Consider the following 872-nt stretch of genomic DNA (forward strand, 5'->3'; position numbering starts at 1 on the left):
CGGACCCATTGTGGACGGTTACGACGACGGGCAACCGTCTTGATGTTAAGCAAATCGTAAGTAGACAAATTGTGTGACAATGAATTCTTCCCCCATGATCCAGTTCCTAGCGTCAATGATGGGCGCATTGCATCCGTGTAGATATCTCCCACACCACCGATTGAATCTGGTTGGTTAACCAAGATACGTGATGCTTCAATCTTATCAGCGTATTCCTTAACGAATGGATCGTCTTGGGCACCGATTTGGATAGCAGCGTTGTGACCAGCACCTTGGTAGTTCAACAAAGCGCGAACGATTTCAATGGCGTCCTCACGGTCAGCAGCCTTGTAGACTGACAACAAAGGACTCAACTTTTCTGATGACAAAGCTTCACCGATGTTCTTCTTGTCCAATTCGAACAACAAAACATCCTTATCTTCTGGCAACTTCAAACCTGATTGCTCGGCAATCCACTTACCTGACATACCAGCAACTGGTCCGTTAACCCCGTAACCTTCTGCGTTTGGCTTGAAGACAAAGTTAGCAACCTTCTCGTAGTCCTTCTTCGGCGTCAAGTAAGCACCTTGTTCTTGCAACTTGCGCATGACTTCGTCATAAACAGGGGCTTCGATAACCAATGAGTTTTCAGTGGCACAGATCATACCGTTGTCAAAACGCTTTGACAATAGCAAGTCTTCAACCGCACGGTCAACGTTAGCCGTTCCGTCAACGAACACGGCACCGTTACCAGCACCAACACCCATTGATGGGTTTCCTGACTTCAAAGCGGCGTTAACCATTGAAGGACCACCCGTTGCCAAGATTGACGCAATCTTTGGGTTTTGAATCAACGTCGTTGTCCCATCTAGTGATGGCGTGTCGATCCATTG

At 47.5% G+C, this 872-nt stretch carries 1 protein-coding gene; it reads right to left on the minus strand.

Going from position 1 to position 872, the window contains the following annotated elements; translation table 11 throughout:
- On the minus strand, nt 1–872 hold an 872-nt coding region (locus ESE_RS11765; RefSeq protein ID WP_010375362.1), incomplete at both ends, for an aldehyde dehydrogenase family protein.

It is taken from the genome of Weissella cibaria KACC 11862 (assembly GCF_000193635.1).
GTDB classification, from domain to species: Bacteria; Bacillota; Bacilli; order Lactobacillales; family Lactobacillaceae; genus Weissella; species Weissella cibaria.